The sequence below is a fragment of the Streptomyces sp. WELS2 genome, from assembly GCF_013870595.1.
Lineage (GTDB): Bacteria > Actinomycetota > Actinomycetes > Streptomycetales > Streptomycetaceae > Streptomyces.
Genome location: NZ_JACBWZ010000986.1, coordinates 1 through 2074, shown reverse-complemented (window position 1 = coordinate 2074; position 2074 = coordinate 1). Strand labels below are relative to the sequence as shown.

Here is a 2074-nt window from a genome sequence, read left to right as displayed (position 1 = left end):
CATCCGGTCGGGGGCGCCGACGCCGGCCGTGCGCAGCAGCTCCATGGCCTGGGCGACCAGGGTGACCAGGTGGTTGGAGCCGAGGGCGAGGGCCGCGTGGTACAGCGGGCGGTCCTCCTCGCTGATCCACTCCGGCTCGCCGCCCATCTCGATCACCAGGGCCTCGGCGGCCAGCCGCAGCTCCTCGGGCGCGGTGACGCCGAAGGAGCAGCCCGCGAGGCGCTGCACGTCCACGGGGGTGCCGGTGAAGGTCATCGCCGGGTGCAGGGCCAGCGGCAGCGCGCCCGCGCGCCGGGCGGGGTCCAGGACCTTCGCGCCGTACCGGCCGGAGGTGTGCACCAGCAGCTGTCCCGGCCGTACCGCGCCGGTCTCGGCGAGGCCGGCGACCAGGCCGGGCAGGGCGTCGTCGGGGACGGTGAGCAGCACCAGGTCGGCACGCTGGAGCACCTCGGCGGGCGGCACCAGCGGGACGTCCGGGAGCATGGCCTCGGCGCGCCTGCGGGAGGCGTCGGAGACTCCGGAGACGGCCACCGGGCGGTGCCCGGCGAGCTGGAGGGACGCGGCCAGCGCGGGGCCCACTCGGCCGGCGCCGACGACACCGACGGTGAGCCGCGCGGGGCGGTCCTTGAGGTCTGGCTGGTGGACTGTACTCACGCGACGGCGGCCTTCCCGTTCCAGTCCGCTCTGGGTACCGGACGATTTCTCGTCATGTTAACGCTATCGGGTGTGGCGGCGGCCGGTTGTCCACAGGCTGTGGGTTTGTCCACACGCTCCGGCACCGAAACCCTGCTGCCCGCGCGCGCGTGGGCGGGCATGATCCGTCCATGACTGATGCGGTGGTACCGGACGGACACCAGGACGACGACCGGCGGGCGGGTGCGGAGCCCACCGCGGCGGAGCGGATGCGGGAGCGGCGCCGGGCCGCCTTCGCCGAGGCGGAACGGGTGCTGTGGCGCCCGGGTTTCCGGCGCACGGTCCGCGAGCGGCTGGCGGTCCTGGACGCGGCGTCCGAGGTGTACGACCTGGACCGGTACGCGGACGTCTACGGCACCGGGATCGTGGAGGACCTGGAACAGCGGGTCGCGGCCCTGCTCGGCACGGAGGCCGCCGCGTTCTTCCCGACCGGCACGATGGCCCAGCAGGTGGCCTTGCGCTGCTGGGCGGGCCGCACCGGCGACCCCACGGTGGCCCTGCACGCCCTGGCCCACCCCGAGGTGCACGAACGGCATGCGTTCAGCCAGGTCAGCGGGTTGCGGCCGGTGCGCGTGACCGGGGAGCCCCGGTTGCCCACGGCGGCCGAGATACGCGACTTCCCCGAGCCCTTCGGGACGCTGATGCTGGAGCTGCCCCTCAGGGACGCCGGTTTCGTGCTGCCCGCCTGGGAGGAGCTGACCGAGGTCGTCGAAGCCGCGCGGGAGCGGGACGCGGTGGTGCACTTCGACGGCGCGCGCCTGTGGGAGTGCACGCTCCACTTCGGCCGGTCCCTGGACGAGATAGCGGGCCTCGCCGACAGCGTGTACGTGTCGTTCTACAAGTCCCTCGACGGTTTCGGCGGGGCCGCGCTGGCCGGCCCGAGGACGCTGGTGGAGGAGGCCAGGACCTGGCGGCACCGGTACGGCGGCACGGTCTACCAGCAGTTCCCCACCGTCCTGTCCGCCCTCGTCGGGCTGGAGCGCGAGCTGCCCCGGCTGCCGGACTACGTGCGGCACGCGCGCGTGGTCGCCGCCGCGCTGCGGGAGGGCTTCGCGGCGGCGGGGGTGCCGTGGGCCCGCGTGCACCCCGGGGAGCCGCACACCAACGAGTTCCGGGTCTGGCTGCCGTACGACGCCGACGTCCTCATGGAGGCCGCCGTGTCCCAGGCCGAGAAGACGGGCACGTTCCTCTTCTCCGACCCCTGGGACCAGGGCGGCCCGGGGCTGGCCTTCAGCGAGGTCTCGGTGCGCGCGGAGGGCCTGGACTGGACGGCGGACGACGTACGGGCCGCCGTCGCCGACTTCACGCGCCGGCTGCCCGGCGCCTGACCGGCGCGCGCGCGGAGACGCCCGCGGGGCGGGGTCGCCCCGGCGCGCCCGCG

The 2074-nt window shown here is 75.3% G+C and carries 2 protein-coding genes; one reads left to right on the top strand and one right to left on the bottom strand.

The window, feature by feature from the left end; translation table 11 throughout:
- Window positions 1–654 (bottom strand): Rossmann-like and DUF2520 domain-containing protein (locus tag H5J33_RS32590; RefSeq protein ID WP_181798324.1); only part of this gene is annotated, 654 nt, incomplete at its 3' end.
- A gap of 170 nt (window positions 655–824) precedes the next feature.
- Here H5J33_RS32590 and H5J33_RS32585 point away from each other — a divergent pair.
- Window positions 825–2021, top strand: coding sequence for a beta-eliminating lyase-related protein (locus tag H5J33_RS32585; RefSeq protein WP_181798323.1), 1197 nt, complete (start codon window positions 825–827; stop codon window positions 2019–2021).
- Window positions 2022–2074 lie beyond the last annotated feature (53 nt).

Coding starts and splice junctions, on each gene's coding strand:
- H5J33_RS32585 (WP_181798323.1), top strand. CDS start 825: ATGACTGATGCGGTGGTACCGGACGGACACCAGGACGACGACCGGCGG.